The 17,269-nt window shown below is 64.6% G+C and carries 16 protein-coding genes, 1 tRNA gene and 2 pseudogenes; 14 read left to right on the top strand and 5 right to left on the bottom strand.

The window, feature by feature from the left end; all coding sequences use genetic code 11:
- Positions 1–898: 898 nt before the first annotated feature.
- The 8 genes and pseudogenes from D6T64_RS01365 (at position 899) to D6T64_RS01330 (ending at position 10,094) form a co-directional block, all read left to right on the top strand.
- On the top strand, positions 899–1,768 hold the full coding sequence (locus D6T64_RS01365; RefSeq protein ID WP_119970709.1) for a hypothetical protein: 870 nt from the start codon (positions 899–901) through the stop codon (positions 1,766–1,768).
- Between the two features lie 283 nt (positions 1,769–2,051).
- Entirely contained in the window at positions 2,052–2,321 is a 270-nt protein-coding gene (locus D6T64_RS01360) for a DUF6112 family protein (RefSeq protein ID WP_119970707.1), read from the top strand.
- Positions 2,322–2,342: 21 nt separating this feature from the next.
- Positions 2,343–3,803, top strand: a complete 1,461-nt coding sequence (locus D6T64_RS01355) for a conjugal transfer protein TrbL (protein WP_119970705.1) — start codon at positions 2,343–2,345, stop codon at positions 3,801–3,803.
- Positions 3,804–3,805: 2 nt separating this feature from the next.
- Positions 3,806–5,269 (top strand): annotated as a pseudogene (locus D6T64_RS01350) (SCO6880 family protein).
- 42 nt (positions 5,270–5,311) lie between these two features.
- The gene (locus D6T64_RS01345) at positions 5,312–5,743 is read left to right on the top strand and encodes a hypothetical protein (protein ID WP_119970702.1); all 432 of its coding nucleotides are present in this window, start codon (positions 5,312–5,314) and stop codon (positions 5,741–5,743) included.
- 23 nt (positions 5,744–5,766) lie between these two features.
- Positions 5,767–7,230, top strand: a complete 1,464-nt coding sequence (locus tag D6T64_RS01340; RefSeq protein WP_119970711.1) for a TraC family protein — start codon at positions 5,767–5,769, stop codon at positions 7,228–7,230.
- 34 nt (positions 7,231–7,264) lie between these two features.
- Positions 7,265–8,254: a DNA-processing protein DprA gene (dprA, locus tag D6T64_RS01335; protein ID WP_119970700.1), complete on the top strand. Its 990-nt coding sequence runs from the start codon at positions 7,265–7,267 to the stop codon at positions 8,252–8,254.
- A 7-nt stretch (positions 8,255–8,261) separates the two neighbouring features.
- The gene (locus D6T64_RS01330; protein WP_119970698.1) at positions 8,262–10,094 is read left to right on the top strand and encodes a type IV secretory system conjugative DNA transfer family protein; all 1,833 of its coding nucleotides are present in this window, start codon (positions 8,262–8,264) and stop codon (positions 10,092–10,094) included.
- Here D6T64_RS01330 and D6T64_RS22085 read toward each other — a convergent pair.
- Together D6T64_RS22085 and D6T64_RS01325 are read right to left on the bottom strand one after the other, a co-directional pair.
- Positions 10,091–10,348, bottom strand: a complete 258-nt coding sequence (locus D6T64_RS22085) for a hypothetical protein (protein WP_147364409.1) — start codon at positions 10,346–10,348, stop codon at positions 10,091–10,093. The two genes, D6T64_RS01330 and D6T64_RS22085, sit on opposite strands and share 4 nt — an antisense overlap.
- A 147-nt stretch (positions 10,349–10,495) precedes the next feature.
- On the bottom strand, positions 10,496–10,807 hold the full coding sequence (locus D6T64_RS01325; protein WP_119970696.1) for a hypothetical protein: 312 nt from the start codon (positions 10,805–10,807) through the stop codon (positions 10,496–10,498).
- Positions 10,808–10,959: 152 nt separating this feature from the next.
- Between D6T64_RS01325 and D6T64_RS01320 the strand changes: the two genes are divergently transcribed.
- The 5 genes from D6T64_RS01320 to D6T64_RS01300 all read left to right on the top strand — a co-directional run bounded on the left by D6T64_RS01320 (position 10,960) and on the right by D6T64_RS01300 (position 14,678).
- Positions 10,960–11,400, top strand: a complete 441-nt coding sequence (locus D6T64_RS01320) for a single-stranded DNA-binding protein (protein ID WP_119970694.1) — start codon at positions 10,960–10,962, stop codon at positions 11,398–11,400.
- A 9-nt stretch (positions 11,401–11,409) separates the two neighbouring features.
- On the top strand, positions 11,410–11,967 hold the full coding sequence (locus tag D6T64_RS01315; protein ID WP_119970692.1) for a hypothetical protein: 558 nt from the start codon (positions 11,410–11,412) through the stop codon (positions 11,965–11,967).
- 90 nt (positions 11,968–12,057) lie between these two features.
- Positions 12,058–12,873: a hypothetical protein gene (locus D6T64_RS01310; protein WP_147364408.1), complete on the top strand. Its 816-nt coding sequence runs from the start codon at positions 12,058–12,060 to the stop codon at positions 12,871–12,873.
- Between the two features lie 62 nt (positions 12,874–12,935).
- Complete coding sequence (locus D6T64_RS01305; RefSeq protein WP_233550761.1) at positions 12,936–13,478, top strand: RES family NAD+ phosphorylase; 543 nt, start codon at positions 12,936–12,938, stop codon at positions 13,476–13,478.
- Between the two features lie 105 nt (positions 13,479–13,583).
- Complete coding sequence (locus D6T64_RS01300) at positions 13,584–14,678, top strand: right-handed parallel beta-helix repeat-containing protein (protein WP_158594757.1); 1,095 nt, start codon at positions 13,584–13,586, stop codon at positions 14,676–14,678.
- 104 nt (positions 14,679–14,782) lie between these two features.
- Here the strand turns inward: D6T64_RS01300 and D6T64_RS01295 are convergent, their stop codons facing one another.
- From D6T64_RS01295 to D6T64_RS01285, 3 genes are all read right to left on the bottom strand, one after another.
- Entirely contained in the window at positions 14,783–15,970 is a 1,188-nt protein-coding gene (locus D6T64_RS01295; protein ID WP_233550760.1) for a tyrosine-type recombinase/integrase, read from the bottom strand.
- A gap of 21 nt (positions 15,971–15,991) precedes the next feature.
- Positions 15,992–16,255 carry a helix-turn-helix transcriptional regulator gene (locus D6T64_RS01290; protein WP_119970680.1) on the bottom strand — a complete coding sequence of 88 codons (264 nt, stop codon included), beginning with the start codon at positions 16,253–16,255 and terminating at the stop codon, positions 15,992–15,994.
- Between the two features lie 177 nt (positions 16,256–16,432).
- Positions 16,433–16,509, bottom strand: a tRNA-Pro gene (locus D6T64_RS01285).
- 184 nt (positions 16,510–16,693) lie between these two features.
- Between D6T64_RS01285 and D6T64_RS01280 the strand changes: the two are divergent.
- A pseudogene (locus D6T64_RS01280) lies at positions 16,694–17,269 on the top strand (hypothetical protein); the annotation flags it as partial.

Genomic DNA, 17,269 nt, shown 5'->3' with positions numbered 1-17,269 from the left:
GTATCCTCGCCCAATCGTCCATATTGATCACCCTCCATAGTGGCTGGTGGCCCTATTTTCAAACGGCGATACTGGCCCTATTTTCGGTCGGCGTTAACAAGATGGTGGCACACTCATCCGACATCGCCTGGGGGCTGTAGCGTCCGACATCGAACGCAACTGTTTCAGCAATGGTGACGCCATTATTCGAGTTAGAGCATCTGTTCTCTTGCTCCGTCCGGAGAAGGCGGTGCTGAGGCAAGATTCAACGATCAAGTGAAGTTTTACTCATATTTGTTCACTCTGACTTCGGCCTGCCGACGTTGAGTGCACGCCCTTCAGGCGTGCGGCGCTACTGCCTGCCATGATTGTGGAATGACCGACCAAGACTCAAAGGCCGAAGTTGGCAGCGATAGCCGCACTGACGGATCAGACTTCAATTCGCCAGCGGCTAACCGATTTCCTCTTCTTGAAGTCGAATCCGGTGCCGATGCGAGCCGCACCTTTCGCGAGCCGGACTCGATGCTTAGCGACGATACTTCAGCCTTCGGCGCCGCGGAAAATCTGGCCTCCGTGTCGAACGTGGCACGCGCAACAGGCGAAGTGGCCTCGCTTACGGAGCTCAGGGAGAGTTTGGTGAGCCCTGCAGCGCTGGCCGCTGCTGCGCTCCGGCAAGCGGATCACGGAGAACGTCAAAGCGATCGGGGCGGTGCATCCGGCAGCGTTGCGGCTTTGATGGCAAGACTGGTGGCGGACCCGGAACAATCGGCGTTACCAAGCGGGATTTCAGGGAGCCTAGCCTTGATGCNAATCGGCGTTACCAAGCGGGATTTCAGGGAGCCTAGCCTTGATGCTGGCGAACGCACTTCCGACGGCACATAATTCGGCAGCTTTCGCGGACCTCAGCGGGATAGGCAACATGACCGCCATGCTCGGGAACTCACTCTCAATGACGGACTATTCAGCAGCCTTCGCAGACCTCAGCGGAATATCACAAAGCATGACCGCGACCCTGACGAATGCGCTCCCGAAAATGGATTACTCGGCAGCCTTCGCGGACGTCAGCGGGATAGGCAACATGACCGCCATGCTCGGGAACTCACTCTCAATGAAGGACTATTCAGCAGCCTTCGCAGACCTCAGCGGAATAACACAAAGTATGACCGCCATGCTCGCGAACGCCCTTCCCAAAACAGACTACTCGGCGGCCTTTGGGCAATTCAGCGGGGCAGACTCGACATCGACGAGAATTATGACGGACATAGCAAACGCCAGGTTGCTAACGCTTGAGCGCGGCTTCATGCAAGGAACTGGTACCGCCACCGACTTCTTTGGGGAGCTAGATACCGTCGTCGGTGAAGACCGTAAGCTGAACGATCACGTGCGCCGAGCTGTTGCGACGACTCAGCGAGTTGGATCATTCGGACTGGACTTCAACTCGGTGCGCCGCGAAGCCGCCGAATTGGCTGATCGGTTTGACAGCGAACCTGACTTAGAGAGGACCGTGCGTTCGGCTTTAGAACCAGTCCAAGACCTCACCGGCCTGACTGACGAAGTACTAATCGAATACGGAGAGTTCCTTGGCTGGTGGACGCGCATCACTCGGCACAAAATATCCACCGCAGGAATAATTTTCGGATTCACGGCCGGTCTTGTCTCGTACATCGCTAGCCAAGGTTCCGGATCGGTAGCTGCACCATCGGCCGTGGTAGACGCGATTATTTTGGGCGGAGGGATCTATGCATTCATGCATGGCGACCAGACCGGCCGCGCGATGCCATTGAACTAACGCTTCTGAATACCTAATCGCCCTTGGTCTCGTCTCGTTGCTCCATCAAATTGGGCAGCTGCATCCACAGCACCTCAACTAGCTGAGCGTCGCTGCCTTGAATTTCAAGGCGTGAAAGACATTAGCCCTCTGCGAGATCGGGGTAGGCGCAGTCCTTCTCAGCGCGAGGATCAAGCATCCGACGGCCATGCTCTGTGCAAAATATTGGGCAGTGACCGCAGAAAAATTGGGCGAGACTGCGCTCCTCCCTGTCGTACGCACCCAACGGCAGAGGGAGAACACGGTGGTCGACATTGATCCGAACGGAACCGGCCTTCCGGGCATCGAGCAGCTGCGCGTTATCGTCGGCGCGGTGATGACAATCGGGCTCATCATGAGCGTGCTCGCCCTGATCATCGCGGCGATCGTGTGGGGGTTCGGGTCGAACTCGTCGAACCCTCACCTGGCTTCGCGCGGAAAGACGGGAGTGCTCGTGGCCTGCGGCGCGGCGATCATTTGCGGAGCATCCGTCACCCTGGTCAATTTCTTCTGGGACGTCGGCCAGGCGGTCTGACTCGGCGGAACGAGGCTTGAGATGGGCGCATGCGATGTACCGGTGATCGGGGAAGTCTGCGATGCCGTGGGGCAGGTCGGTGCGGCGGTGGTCGCGGCGCCGTTCGACTGGCTCGCCGCCACGATGGGTGCGACTGCGGCTTGGCTCTTTAAATCAGTCTGGGCCGCCTTCGACACGACCACGCTCATCGACCTCACCGATCCGACGTACCTCGATGTCTTCAACGTGCTCTTCGGCGTGGCCGTCTTCGTCACCTTGGTCTTCTTTTGCCTGCAGCTGCTGACCGGGCTCGTTCACCGTGACCCGGGTGCGCTCAGCCGGGCCGCGCTCGGCGTGGCGAAGTCGGTGCTCGGATCGTTCGTCATCATCACGATCACGGCCCTGCTGCTCGAGATCACCGACCAGCTGACGATCGGCATCGTGCAGGCCAGCGGCAACACGATGGAAGGAATGGGGGCCCGCATCACTCTGCTCGCCGCCGGCCTGGGCACGATCGCTTTTACGGCACCCGGTGTCGGCGCCATCGCGACGATCTTCCTCGCCGGGCTGGCCATCAGCGCTGCCGCGATTGTCTGGTTCTCGTTACTCATCCGCAAGGCCCTGCTGCTCGTGGCCATCGTGTTCGGGCCAATCGCCCTGGCGGGCGCGACCTGGGATGCCACGAAGGGCTGGTTCTCGAAATGGGTCGCCTTCGTGATCGCGCTGATCCTGTCCAAACTCGTGCTTGTCGTCATTTTCCTAGTGGCGGTGGCCCAAGTCGCGGCCCCAATCGAGGCGGATCTGGCCTCCGTCAGCGATCCCATCGCCGGAATCGTGCTGATGTTCGTCGCGGCGTTCGCGCCGTACATCACGTACAAGTTCTTGAACTTCATTGGGGTCGACATGTATCACGCGATGTCGAGCGAGCAGGAGGCGAAGTCGGCGATGAACCGGCCCGTGCCGGTGCCCAACGCACCGATGCTGGACACCGCGAAGAAGATCCTGGGGCCGGGCGGCGAGGGGAAGCCTTCGCCGACCACGGCGGGCCCATCATCGTCACCCGTCGGCGGCGGGCCCGGGCCCTCGACGTCACCCGGTTCTTCCGGCCCTGCAGGATTTTCTGGACCTGCATCTTCCACGGCCGCGTCAGGTGCCCCTACGTCCGCGACCACCGCCACATCCGCCAAGGCCGGTAAGGCAGGCGCAACGGCCGGCGCGACGGCCGGAGCAGGAGTGGCCACCGCCGGTGTTGCCGCCGGAGCCGCGATCATCGCAGCCGCCGCGAAGGCCGGCCCGAAACTCGGTGGCACCGTCGGCCAGACAGCGGATGCCCACACCCAGTCCGCGGGCGACACCGCTACCCCGAGCGCCACTCAACCCACGCCTTCGCACCCAGCGCCGAAAACCCGCCCGTCAAGCGGCGCTCCCGTGCCCCCAGCGCCCTCGACTCCCGCAGGGTCATCCACAGATTCGGCCCTCTCTCGTGCACGGAAGGACGTCTAGTCATGCACTCTGAACACCTTCGAACCGAGTACCAACTCGCACCCATGCAGTTCTCACGCCTGACGAAGCGCGGCATCCTGCTCAGGCTCTCAATGCCGCAACTGATCGCCATTTCGATCGCCGCGCTCACCATCGTCATCGCGCTCTACACGGCGGGCGCCTCCGGTATCTCATGGACGAGCCCGCTGTGGGGCGCGGCGGCGTTGATCGCCGTCGTTCCCGTCGGCGGCCTCAAACTCGTCGAATGGGTACCGGTCGTGACTCGGTGGGTGTGGCGAGCGGTCTGGGAGCAACTGACCTACCGGCGCCGCATCATCCGCCCCCGCCCGGCCGGCACCCTGTCGCTGCCCGGCGACACGGCCTCGCTGCGGGAATGGACGGATCCCGAGTCGGGGGCGGTGATGATCCATGACCCGCACGCCCAGACCCTCACGGCGATCGTGGCGGTGTCGCACCCGGCGTTCGCGCTGATGGACCCGCACGAGCAGAACCGTCGGTTCGTGGGGTGGGGACGCGTGCTGGCCGGTGCCTGCCGGTCCGGGCGCATCGCACAATTGCAGGTCTCCGAGCGCACGCTACCCGACTCCGGCACCGGGCTGGCGGAGTGGTGGGACCAGCACGGCAGCAACGATGAAACCTGGGCCGCGGCGACCTACCGCGACCTCATCGAACGGGCGGGGCCGGCCGGGGAGCGCCACGCCACCACGATCGCGCTGTCACTGGACCTTCAGGCGGCCTCTCGTCAGGTGCGCACGCAGGGCGGTGGCATGCGCGGGTCGGCGACGGTGCTGCGCCAGGAGATGCGGGCCCTCTGTGCGGGGCTGCGCGCTGCAGACCTCACCGTAGGTGAGCTCCTGACCACCGACGATCTCGCCCTGATCCTGCGCACGGCCTACGACCCCGCCGTGAGCGTCAACCTGGACCGGCACGCTGCAGTTGGGCGTGCGCTGGCCACGGCCGGGCCGGTGGCTGCCGCCGAGAGTTGGGATCGCCTACGAACCGACAGCGCTCATCACGCCGTTTTCTGGATCAGCGAGTAGCCCCGATCCCAGGTGTTCCCCGGGTTCCTGTCGCCTCTCATCTTCACCAACGGCATCCTGCGCACGGTCTCGCTGCACTACCTGCCCGTGCGTTCCGATCAGGCGGCACGGGACCTTCGCCGGAAGAAGACCGAGCTGATCAGCGACGCCCACCAGCGCACCCGCATCGGCCAGATAGCGGATGCCGCAGCATCCGCCGAATACGACGACCTGCTGCACCAGGAGGCCGACCTCACCGCCGGCCACGGCGTACTGCGCACCACCGGGCTCGTGTGCGTGAGCGCGCCCACGGTCGACGACCTCGACGCCGCGGTGGCATCGATTGAGCAGGCGGCGATCCAAAGTTCGTGTGAAGTTCGCCGGCTCGTCGGCCAACAGGCACAGGCCTTCGCCGCCGCTGCGCTGCCCCTCTGCCGCAGCGTGTGAGCCGTGCGCTCCTACTGGGTAAGAACCCCGATTGGAGCCGACATGTTCACCCCACATCCACAACCACCCGAATGCCGCTGGATCAGCGTCGCCTTCCTTCAGGGAGACCAAGCCGACGAGGTACTCGGCATCATCGACCGCAGCGGACCGGCGGTGGCTCGCGAATACTTGCGCCAGCGCGACCACGGCCAGCAGACCACCGACGCCGCGCTGCGCAACGGTTACGTCTATAACCGCATTCCCGCAGGGACGACCGACCACACCATCGAAGACGACGCCTCACCCTACGCGCTGACCTACAGCACCCAGTCCCGCTACGTCTCGATCCTGCGCCGGTACGCGGTCGCATCCGATTGGGAACCCGCACCGCCGCCCGGGACCCAACCGCACATTCCCCGGCATCACCTCGACAACGTCTGGGCGCCCACCCGAGACCGATCCGCGCCCCTGACACGGCCCGCGGTCACACGGTGAAGAGCCTCAATACCGGTGAGCGGATGCTTGCCACCGCTCTCATCGAACCCCACGGCGAGCCCCGCCGCGACCGCAAGGCCCGCCGGCGAGCAGCCTCGAAGATCGAAGCGGATGCCCACAAGGCCAAGCACCTCGAGGTCCGCTCTCGCGGGCAGGCCGAACGCGACGAAGCCCGATCGCACTACTACCTCGGTGCGGGCGGCGAGCCCGGCGCCGCGCAGCTGCGCACAACTGGGCGACTACACCTGCCTAAGCATCAGGACACCTCCGCCACCCTCGCCGGCCACTACCCGTTCCTCGCCGAAGCCGGCCTCGGCTCCGCCGGCGTCTTCGTCGGCCAGGATCTCTACTCGGGAGGCTCCTTCGTCTACGACCCCTGGGTGCTCTACCACCGTGGTCTGATCACCGCGCCGAACATCGTGCTAGCCGGCATCGTCGGCTCCGGCAAGTCGTCACTGGGCAAGTCGCTGTACACGCGTTCTCTGCCGTTCGGCCGCCGCGTCTATGTGCCGGGCGACCCGAAAGGCGAGCACACCGCCGTCGCTGAAGCCGTCGGCGGCAAGGCGATCATCCTCGGCCACGGGCTGCGCAACCGACTGAACCCGCTCGATGAAGGCCACCGGACGGCATCCGCTACCGACGCCGAATGGTTCGCCCAGCTCGCAGCCCGTCGCCGCGATCTCATCGGCGCGCTCGCGGAGACCGTGCTGGAGCGCGGACTCAGCCCGCTCGAACACACCGCCATCGACCTCGCCCTGGCCGACGCGGTGCGCAGCGCCGCCGTGCCCACTCTGCCCATGGTGGTCGAACGTATCCTCTCGCCCGACCCGACCGACGACGAGGGCCGGCTCGCAGCGGACGGCCGCCTAGTCGGCCACGCCCTGCGCCGACTCGTAGCCGGCGACCTCGCCGGACTATTTGACGGCCCGTCGACAGTACGTTTCGACCCCTCGCTGCCGATGGTCTCGCTCGACCTGTCGCGGGTGGCCGAGAATTCGACGCTGATCTCGGTGCTGATGACGTGTTCGTCGGCGTGGATGGAAGCGGCCCTCTCGGATCCGGATGGTGGCCAGCGCTGGGTCATCTACGACGAGGCTTGGCGGCTGATGGCCTACCCGGCGCTACTGCGCCGAATGGATGCCCAGTGGCGACTCGCCCGGCACTTCGGCATCGCGAACATGCTCATCTTCCACAAGCTCAGCGACCTCGACAACGTCGGCGACTCCGGCTCCGCCATGCGCGCCCTCGCGTCATCACTGCTGGCCAACGCCGAGACCCGCATCGTCTACCGCCAGGAACCGGACCAACTCGGCTCCACGGCGAGCGCCCTCGGCCTCAACCGCACGGAGCAAAGACTGCTGCCGACTCTCGGCACCGGGCAGGGACTCTGGCGGGTGAAGGATCGCAGCTTCGTCGTGCAGCACCAGCTGCACCCCGACGAGCTTGCCGCGTTCGATACGACCGCGCGAATGACGTCCGGTCAGTAGCGGCGCACCTTGTTTACAGATCGAGGAGGCACCCATGGCGGTCAACGATGAGCGCGAAGCGCGGATGCTGCTCACCGCGCTGTCCGAACCGGGCGACCTCGTCACCGGAACGCTGCTTGCCCGGGTCGGCGCCATAGAGACTGTGCAGCTGATCACCTCGGGCGAACGGTTGCCGAACGGCCTGGACCCCGTGGAGGGCGAGTTGTGGAGGCGCCGTCTGGCTACGCGCATCGACCCGGGCCAGGTCGACCGGATGCTCGCGGCCACGGAACGACACTCCCTGAGTTTTCTCACCCCGGAGGACGTCACCTGGCCGGGCGAGCTCCAGCAGCTCGGCGCGAGCGCACCGATCGCGCTCTGGCTCCAAGGCGACCCCCGTCCGCTCTCAGTTCGGCTCCCCGGCCGAGTCACCATCGTTGGTGCCCGCGAGGCCACAGCCTATGGCACCCGTGTCGTGACCGAGCTCGCGTCGGAACTCGCATCCCGAGGCCGCACCGTGCTTTCCGGCGGCGCCGACGGCATCGACGGTTTCGCGCACCGCGCCGCCACCGAGGCCGACCCCGGTTCGACGATCGCGGTGCTCGCCTGCGGCCTCGACCAGCTGCACCCAGCCGGCCCGGCGCACCTCTTCGAACACATCGAACAGACCGGCGGGCTGCTCGTTAGCGAGCTCCCACCCGGATCCGCGCCCTCCCGCTGGCGGTTGGTGCAGCGCAACCGCCTGCTCGCCACCCTCTCCGCCGCGACCGTCGTCGTCGAAGCCGACGCGCAATCCGGCTCCCTGAACGTCGCCGGCCAGGCCCACGCGCTGCGACGGCCGGTCGGCGCGGTCCCCGGCCCGGTCACGAGCGCGGCGACCGCCGGCTGCCACCGGCTGATTCAGGAAGGAATCGCAAGCCTCATCATCGACGCCCAGGACGTCACCGACCTACTCGACTCGGCCGTCGGCTTCGCCGGCGACCGCACATTCACGTACTCCCCCACCCGCCGGATCAGTCGCACCGGCGCCGATCTGAGATTCTAGGCAGCGGATGTCCACCCCACGGCCCAAGGCCGCCCTCGGCGACGAGGTGACCAACATCGGACTCGGAGTACTTATCGGCGCGGCCGGGCTCAGCCTCGTGCTCCGCGGTGCCGGGGCCGTCGCGGCCTGGGCTACTGGCGTCCCTCAACCTGCTGGCGGCCCGGCATCCGGGCTTGCGGTTCTGTTCAATGCGGGTAACCCGTCCGTGGCTTTGCAGGCGCCGGGACTGAACCCGGTCGCCTACTGGGCCACGACCATCCTGATGCTGGCCCTGCTCACCGCCTTGGGGGTCTGGGCGTGGCGGGTGCTCAGAGGCACGCGTCGCTCGGGCAAAGTCGCACCTCACCGCATTCCCGGTGTCGCGACCCGCACGGAGGTCGCGGCAGCCGCATCATCCGCTGCACTGATCAAACGCGCGAGGCACCTGCGATCGTCGTTGGCTCAGGCCAAGCCCAGCGACGTCGGCTACAAGATCGGCCGAGCCCACAACACTCCGGTCTGGGCCAGCGTCGAAGACTCGATCCTGGTCATCGGGCCGCCACGCTCCGGTAAGGGAGCACACATCGTCATCAACGCCATCCTCGATGCCCCCGGCCCAGTCGTGACAACCTCCACCCGCCCCGACAATCTAACGACCACGCTCCGCGCCAGGCAGCGGATGGGCCCGGTCGCCGTTTTCGACCCCCAGCAGCTGGCCGCCGGCGTACCCGTCGGACTCCGCTGGTCCCCCATCCGCGGCTGCGAAGACCCCCTCACCGCGATGATCCGCGCCGCGGGTCTGGCCGCCGGAACCGGGCTGGCTGCCGGGGGCGTCGAGGGCGGCGGGTTCTGGGAGGCGAAGACCCGCACCGCGCTGCAGTCCCTGCTGCACGCCGCCGCCCTCGACCACTGCTCCCCCGCCGAGCTTTTCCGCTGGACCCTCGACCCGGCAGCCGCGCACGACGCGGTCTCGATTCTGCTGAGCGCTCCCGCCGCGGCCACCGGCTGGGGCGACGCTCTGCGAGCCATGCTCGAAGCCGACCCGCGCACGCGCGACTCGATCTGGCAAGGTGTCTCGCTCTCCTTGGGTGCTTTAGCCGACCCGCGCGTCTTGGATGCCGTCTCGCCCGGTGAGGGGGAAGCCTTCGACCCCGAGGGCTTCCTGCGCAGCAACGGAACCCTCTACCTGCTTGCCACCGGCGCTGGATCGAACAACTCGGCAGCTCTGGTCTCCGCCTTCGTCGAGGACCTTGTCGAGACCGCCCGCCGCATCGCAGCCCGCAGCGCCGGTGCCCGCCTCGACCCGCCGCTTCTGCTGGCGCTCGATGAGATCGGTAACCTCGCCCCACTTCCCTCCCTGCCAACCCTCATGGCGGAGGGCGGCGGCACCGGCATCACCACGATGCCGGTGCTGCAATCCCTGGCCCAAGCCCGCACGAAATGGAGCGACAACGCCGCCGGCACCATCTGGGACGCATCCATCGTCAAGATCGTTCTCGGCGGAGCATCCAACTCGCGGGACCTCCATGACCTCACCACCCTCATCGGCGACCGCGACGAGACCACGGACTCCACCACAATCGGCGACCGTGGGTCACGGTCCGCTCAGCGCTCCATCCGGCGCGTGCCGATCATGCCGCCCGACACCATCCGCACCCTGCCCTTCGGCACCGGCCTCATCATGCTCCGGTCCGCCGCGCCCATCATCGCGACCCTGCAGATGTGGACCGCCCGCCCTGACGCCAAATCCCTGCGCGCCAACCGAGCGGAGATCGAAGGCCTGATGCGCGCACCGAGACCCCAAGACCTCCCGGCGCAACACCTCAGCAATGGTAACGGTGTCGCCCCGCCCGACGCTTAGGCATTTTCAATGCGGTGTGGAGCGGTAAGGAAATCCACGGCGAGCTTACAGTTAAGTAGCCAGTCAAGCTCTTCAGCCATGTCTGCGACATTGTCATCGTCCGCACTAGGAATGACCGCTGACAACTCGACTATTCGGTATCCCGCAGTGGTGAATCGTCCTCGCGGAATGGCCTTGAACGGCTGTGATTTTTCGAGCACTTTGTTCACGTGCTTTGTCAGGATGCCCCAAGGAAAGACGACGGTGGTAACCACTATGCGATCAATTGCGGGTATCGAGAGGCGACGCCCGGAAGGCAAGAGCGCGGCGAAACCAAAGAATGACTACCTGCGAGGTGCGAGCGGAGCGTTCGTACTCACCGATATGGGCCGAGAGGTCCTGTGCCCAAACATTGAAGCGAGTCATTTTTTGCCGCGCGATTGCGGATCAAAGGGTGCGGCGCTAAGTGTGCTGGATTGCTCTTCCGCCCAATTCGTCTTGGCTGATGTGTATAGCAACGCGCCCTTGTAGTGCTCGGCAGACAGCCATTCCGTGAGCCACGTCTCCGAGCCGGCGAAAGCGATCTCGAGATCCTGGACGGCCTTGGAGAAATCACGTACCTTCGCGACACGAGTGTCGTCGTGAAAATCGCTATCGCTGAGGGAAAGCCCAGCCACGAGGTTCTGAATCGCCTCGACGGCAGAGTTCGTCTCTTCGGTGCGTTCTTTTTGCACTATGCGCCTCCAATGTTATTCAGAGCCTATTTGTTGCTCTGGCAGGCCTGCTCCCCCACGTTCGGGACACTCATCCTGCCCAGGGAGCGCAGGCGCACCTCCTAGCGAGCGCGGATCAAACGATCCGAGCACATCACAGGAGGTTGAGTCCCATGACACTTCACACCCAACAGTCCTTCTCCGGCTTCATCGCATCGGAGCCGCAGCAGTCCCTCACCGAGCACAGCGAGACTCGCTTCTACGCGCGCGTTGGCCAGCCGCACTTCCGTCGTGAAGACGACGGTCGGTTCACAGCTCTCACACCGACCTTCCACGACCTCGTCGCCTACCGCGCCACCGCCGACCGGGCACTCACGCACTTCGCCAAAGGCGACAGCTTCGTCGCCGAAGGCTACGTGCGTACTTTCGAGGTCCAGCGCGAGGGCACCGCCATCCAGCGCGAAGAGTTCGTCGCCAAGAAGATCGGCCACGACCTCGCCCGAACGAGCTACGCAGTTGACCGGGCCCGCCGTGCAGCGGCGGATGCGCCAGCCTTCCAAGAGATCATTTCGCAAGAACTGGTGTCCGCCACTCCGGGCTCCGCAGCGAACTGAGCCGCGGAGGTGTCAGAATCCCTGGTCGAGTGGGCTCACGGCGATCACGATGACCAGTTCCGCGAGAATTCCCTCGACGACCCGCTCGCAAACGAGCCGCCGCATCCGATCAATTGGAACCTCCTCAGCGCCGATGACGCCGAGGCCGAATGGATCGAGCTGAACCGTTGGGTGAACTGGCTGCGGCGCACCTACGGGATGCCGGCATCCGTTGTGCCGCCGTTCTGGCACCGGCACCCCGAGCTGGTCTGGGAGCTGTCCGCGCTGCACCTGCACTGGCTCTGCGCCTACGACCCGGACCAGCACGGCTCGGCACCGTTCGGCTGGCACCGTGACTTCGCGGATGCCCGCCAGCGCCTCCACGATTGGGTCGCGACCTCAGGCACCCGCCTCGAGCGCGACCGGTCAACGCGGCAGACGTCGTGGCCAGGAGAACCGCCAGCGGATGCCGTTGAAGACGTCATCATCGGCAACCGTGACGAGGACTTCGTGCAGTTCGTTGTCGACGACGTCGCCCGGCGCCGCGAAACCGAGGCATCGTTATGCGCCGCCGTGCGTCCAGTGTGATTTGAGTCACAAACCAGTGTCCACAGTGAAACTGCCAGCTGGTCTTGACGAAGTTGACGTTAGACTCTGTTGTAAGTAACGGAGGTGAAAGTGAGTACGAAGAACAGGATCGTTAGTGCAACAACGGCCCACACTGTCCAAAACTCGAAGCAGTACATAGTGAAGGCCCGGAACGGCAAGTTTCAAAAGGGAGCCAAGACCACTCACGTCGAGAAGCCCGCGTCGCCGTCGAAGCGAAAAACACACGGCAGCAGGATCGGCGCTGTACCTCCGGTCGAGAACCTCCGCGGCCCGAGCAAGCGTCAGCTGAAGGTTGCCGCTCCTACGCAGCTGAGCGCGGCCCCACGGAGCACTATCGACGCGGCCGCCTCACAACTCCTGTCCCTGATCCCGGGCCTCACAAGCCAGCAAGCACAGCATTTCCTTCAGGGTTTGGTCAACACCCGGCTCAGCGTCCAAGCGTTGGGCCCCGCACTGACGAAGCTGGAGACGGCGGCAACCCCGTCAACAGCCCGCGCCCTCCAGGCAACGGAAAACGTCTGGCGAGAGTTGGACGAGCGGTACCGCCTGCTCAGCAGCACCGAGGTCGCCACCCTTCTCGGTGCTAAAGGCGCGAACCGGGCCTACGCCGCAAACCTTCGCGCGAAAGGGCACCTGCTCGGAATTCAACGACGAAACTCCTACGTCTACCCCGGGTTCCAATTCAACGCTCGAAACCCCCGAATCAAGCCGGCAATTCCCCTCCTCCTGGCGTTGGCCGCGGAAGTAACCTGGGATCTGGAAGACCTCACCATCTGGCTGAGCACTCCCTCTGGTTACTTCGGTGGCGACCGACCAGCTGACCACCTCGACGAGACCGAGACCCTTCTGAGCAGAGCACGGGATGAAGCGACCGTTCAGTGGTAGCACCACCCTCACCCTTCACGGCCGCTGAGATAATCCTTCCCGCTGACACGCCCCTGTACCGAGTGCACGACAACACGCGCGCGGCCACGGAATTCAACCCCGGGTTCGGCGCCCCGACCCGCTTTGCCTTCTTCGGCGACCCCACAGTCCCCGTCCTCTACGCAGCGGAAACAGAGGATGCCGCCATCTGCGAAACACTCCTCCACAGCGTCCCATTCACCGGCGGGGTCCTCCGACCCCGGAGCTACGAATCGAGGGTCGCGTCAAAACTCCGTGTCACCCGCCCACTTCGCCTCGCCGCCCTGCTCGGCACCGGCCTACGAAAACTGGGCGTTCCGGCCAGCGAGGTCACCGAGACCGAAGCAGACCGCTACCCGGAAACGGTGAAGTGGGCAGAGGCCGCGCACACCGCGGGGTTTGACGGCGTGGTCTACATGAGTCGGCGCTGCAACAGCGACCGCGTGTACGCGCTTTTCGGCGATCGCGTTCACGACTCGGACCTGCGCATCCAAACGGACTACGGTCGGGTCTTCGCCGTCGCCGATGATCGTGACTGGCTCATCGACTACTGCGCCCCTCTGCATGTGGACGTTCTGATTCTCTGAGCCAAGAGCACAACGCGGTGAGCTTCCGCACTCCTAGAGAGAAACGGATCAGGCATCGACCGAGGGATGTTGTGGCCGGTGCCGACACTCTCAAGGAGCTGCGCCATGTCAATTCGTCGAGCACCAATCTGCACTTCGGCAATAACCGTCCTGGGCGTCACACTCGCGGGGGCCTCCCTGCCGCTGGCTTCAGCATCCGCTGCCGAACCGCGTGTCACACTCGGAAACGTCAGCGAATCAGCACTTTTAGCCGCGCCCACTCAAGATGCGCCATCAGCTACGATCGCCTCCACGACCACCGAACCCAACGGATCGACCGTCACCGTCACCAACTCGGATGAGCTCACCGCGGCGCTCGAGGCTGTCCAGCCGGGGCAGACCATCGCACTGGCCGACGGCGTGTACACCAGCGACCAGTTCGAAGCCGCGGCGGACGGCACCGAATCGGCTCCCATCACGCTGACCGGCTCGCGCGACGCGATCCTCACCACCGGCGACGCGGCATCCGGATACGGCCTGCACATCACCGGCGACCACTGGAAAGTACTCGGACTGTCCGTCACCAACTCGGGCAAGGGCATCGTGCTCGACGGATCGAACCACACCCTGATCAGCGGAGTCGACGTCGGCAACACCGGCACCGAAGGCGTGCACTTTCGCGCGGGCAGTAGCGACGGCATCATCGAAAACTCGCACATTCACGACACTGGAACCGTCACTCCGGACTATGGCGAGGGCATCTACCTCGGCAGTGCCAAGAGCAACTGGGCCAGGATCATGGGGTCCTCCAGCGTGATGGATCAGTCCGACCGGATCATCGTGCGCAACAACCAGATCAGCAACACGTCAACGGAGGGAGTCGACATCAAAGAAGGCACCACCGGCGGACTCATCACCGGCAACGTCTTCACCAACGCCGGCTACTCCGGCGCCAACTACGGCGACTCTTGGGTCGACGTCAAGGGCAACGCCTACACGATCATCGGTAACAGCGGGTCGGGCACCAAAAAGGATGCCTTCCAAGTCCACTCGCAGATCGACGGCTGGGGAAGAGAAAACACGTTCACGGACAACACCGTTCACGGTGACGTGCCCGGGTATGAGGTGTGGGTGGAGGCACCGTCGCTCGGAACAGTCGTTGACTCCGAACCGATCAGCGGCGCCGCCAGTGGAGTGACCAACATCTCGGCGTCGGAATAGGTCTTTGGGTAACGTCCACTTCTTTCGTGAAAACGCCCGGCCGCTTATATCGGCCGGGCGATTAGCGTGTGAGATCGGGTGATCTCAGCGCGTTTCACCAGCCATTACGGTGAGCTCGGCCGGTCCGCGTCTCTGGCAAACGCTTGATCCAGCAGCGCGGCAGTCGCCGGATTCACTTGTTCGCTCCGCCGGATGTAGTGCATCACGGTGATCTTCGTGTCGGTGTGGCCGAGCAACTCCGCCGCCAGCTCAACCGTGGCGTTGTCGTTGACAGCGGTGGCCACCGTGCGGCGGAACAGATGCGGAGTCACGCCCGTGATGCCGGCGCTTTCCAGAACATGCCGTAGTTGACGCCGCACATTGGCCGTGGTCAGCGGAGTTCCGTCACGCGATTGGAAGAGCAGAGAGTCCGGATCCAGCAGGCCGGCGATCGCGAGACGACGACGCACGGCGTCCGAAGCGAACGACGGCAGCGCCACGACGCGACGCGACTTGGCGGTCTTAGGGTGATCCTGGCGGAAGGTCAGCTCGCCCTTGCGGCTCACGATGGTGCCCGCGAGGCGGATCAGGGGCACGGTACTGGTGACGTCCACGTCACGGCGGCGGATGGCTAACACTTCTCCGATCCGAGCGGATGTGCCCAGCATGACCTCGATGATCGCTCCCAGCTGGCCGTCAGGCAGCGGACCGGAAATGTGGTCAACGCCGTTCTCCCAGCTCGTGATCGCCCGTCGGATCGAGTTGACCTCGATGGCCGTGAGCGCATCCGGAATGTGGGGCTCGCGATAGAGACGCGAGACGTGGTCCATCGGGTTGCTCGGCAGGATCTCATGCCGCACAGCGAGTTCGAGCGCCAGCCGCAAGACGACCCGGGATTGCTTCGCCCGGCTGTAGGAGATCCGCGCCATCTGCTTGATGAAGTGATCGCAGCGCACGACACCGATCTCCCGCAACGTCAGGTGGCGAAACACCGGCAGAACCAGGGTGCGCATGTTGCGCTCGTAGAGGTTTCGAGTGGTTTTCGAGATCCGATTTTCCAGGTCGATGTCCTCAAGCCAGTACGTCACCAGATCGCCGAAGGCGCTGTCCGGGCTCAGAAACGAGCTGCTGGGCTGGCGCAGCGCTCGCTCGGCAAGTTTCTCCTTAAGATTTCGCTCAGCGGCACGAGCGGTGCTGCCACTGCTTTGAACCTGACGGGCTTGGCCGTCCCAGTCCCGGTACAGCGTGCGAGCCATGAACCCGCCAGAGGCCACGGCTCGGGTGGTGATGTCGCCGAAGGTGCCAATCGTCAAACGCGGCCGCGACATCTCAGCTCACCGCCGTTTCGCGGTGCCGGGCTGGCCGGCGGGTTCTTTCTGTTCGGCGATCCAGGCTCGCACATCGGAGATCGCGAACCGGAGGTGCTTGCCGAAGCGGAACGCCGCCGGGCCGTGTCCGTGCACACGCCAGTCGTAGATCGTGGCGACCGGCACGCCCAGGTAGGCCGAAAGTTCGGCAATGCTGATCAGAGCGTCGAGCCCCCACGCTTCGGGGGAGATCGACGGTGAAGTGGACAAGAGTTCGTCGTGAGTAGTCATACTCCAGAGGTGCGCCAACAGCGCCCAGTTGACGAAGGACGACCGGAACGAACCTGTTCGCGGCCCCGGAGACGGCCGTTTTGGCGCGTTCTGAGCGGGGTTTAACGTGAGTTTCCGGTAGCAACATTTCTTTACCAACCTAAAAAGTCTCGGAAACCCTTGAGTTTCCGAGACTTTTGGTCGGGCTGACAGGATTTGAACCTGCGACCCCCTGACCCCCAGTCAGGTGCGCTACCAAGCTGCGCTACAGCCCGTGACTTCGACATGCTGTTCAAGTTCTGAACCCGCCGGAGACAACTAAATTAGCTTAGCGCCTCCACGGAGTGGTTTTGTACACACACAGGGCTAACACTCCCTCACAGGCACCTTCAAACGTCGAGTTTACATATCGCTGAGGATTTCTCCGAGAATGTCGGAGGTTGCTGAAACACTGAAGTCATGGACAACCTCGAAGCCACTTTCAGCGAAATGACCCGGTGTTTGGACCGGGCCGCGCTGTCGTCTGCGACATTTACCGCGTTGTCGAATGACGAATCGGAGCAGGCCCACCGCCTGATCGCCGCTTTTCAACGGAAGGTTACCCTCATCGCCACTCTGTCGGCGGCGAACATTGGAGCTCGCTCCGATTACACCCTCGGCCGCGAGGGTCTGGCCCGCAAGCACGGCTTCACCAACCCCGAAGAGTTCGTGCAGAGCCTCGGCGGCGGCGGAGGCGGCACCAAGACCGACGCCCGCAAACTGATCGAGGCCGGCACCCTCGCCGCCGCGACCGAAACCGCCCGGGAACGCCAGAAAGACGCCGACGCCCAGGCACTCGAGTTCCCTGACCTCCCGCCCGTCGAGGTTGACCAGCCGTGGTTCGCCCCGCTCGGGGACGCGGTCGCGCAGGGCATGTTCACCGTCGAGGCCGCCACGGCCATCCGGCGCGGCCTGGGCGAACCCGCCCTCGGCGTCACCCCAGACATGCTCCGCGCAGCACTGATCCTGCTGATCCCCGAATGCGCCACCCTGAAC

It is taken from the genome of Cryobacterium melibiosiphilum (genome assembly GCF_003602235.1).
GTDB lineage: Bacteria > Actinomycetota > Actinomycetes > Actinomycetales > Microbacteriaceae > Cryobacterium > Cryobacterium melibiosiphilum.
The sequence above is the reverse complement of the archived record's forward strand: the minus strand, read 5'-3'. Positions and strand labels throughout refer to the sequence as shown.

Excerpts from the sequence above, each read along its gene's own strand:
- D6T64_RS01355 (WP_119970705.1), top strand. The coding sequence starts at position 2,343 with ATGGGCGCATGCGATGTACCGGTGATCGGGGAAGTCTGCGATGCCGTG.
- D6T64_RS01320 (WP_119970694.1), top strand. The coding sequence starts at position 10,960 with ATGACACTTCACACCCAACAGTCCTTCTCCGGCTTCATCGCATCGGAG.
- dprA (WP_119970700.1), top strand. The coding sequence starts at position 7,265 with ATGGCGGTCAACGATGAGCGCGAAGCGCGGATGCTGCTCACCGCGCTG.
- D6T64_RS01330 (WP_119970698.1), top strand. The coding sequence starts at position 8,262 with ATGTCCACCCCACGGCCCAAGGCCGCCCTCGGCGACGAGGTGACCAAC.
- D6T64_RS01300 (WP_158594757.1), top strand. The coding sequence starts at position 13,584 with ATGTCAATTCGTCGAGCACCAATCTGCACTTCGGCAATAACCGTCCTG.
- D6T64_RS01340 (WP_119970711.1), top strand. The coding sequence starts at position 5,767 with ATGCTTGCCACCGCTCTCATCGAACCCCACGGCGAGCCCCGCCGCGAC.
- D6T64_RS01365 (WP_119970709.1), top strand. The coding sequence starts at position 899 with ATGACCGCCATGCTCGGGAACTCACTCTCAATGACGGACTATTCAGCA.
- D6T64_RS01290 (WP_119970680.1), bottom strand. The coding sequence starts at position 16,255 with ATGACTACTCACGACGAACTCTTGTCCACTTCACCGTCGATCTCCCCC.
- D6T64_RS01345 (WP_119970702.1), top strand. The coding sequence starts at position 5,312 with ATGTTCACCCCACATCCACAACCACCCGAATGCCGCTGGATCAGCGTC.